The 255-nt window shown below is 49.8% G+C and carries 1 protein-coding gene; it reads left to right on the forward strand.

The genetic code is table 11. The features are described from left to right. Positions 1-255, forward strand: a 255-nt coding sequence (locus tag ACLJNW_RS26690; RefSeq protein WP_410961580.1) for a hypothetical protein, incomplete at both ends; no start/stop codon positions are given.

Consider the following 255-nt stretch of genomic DNA (forward strand, 5'->3'; position numbering starts at 1 on the left):
GCCTTATACCCATCCAGTTAAGCTCGCCGCAAAAGCGACTGGGACAGCAGGGAAGATTAAGATTGAAGCCGGCGCAATACCTGACGCAAATGAAGTACGTGCAGGACAAGGGTTATCTGGTCTTGGGTACGATGTTACGCACCAAACCACTGCGTCAGCTAAAGGTATTCAAGGGCAGCGAACTGCGGACTTGCATGTTGATGGACTCGGTTCCATTGATGTGTATACGCCGAAGAATCTTGATCCGACAAAGAT

The sequence above is a fragment of the Salmonella sp. SAL4457 genome, from assembly GCF_046548235.1.
GTDB lineage: Bacteria > Pseudomonadota > Gammaproteobacteria > Enterobacterales > Enterobacteriaceae > Salmonella > Salmonella enterica.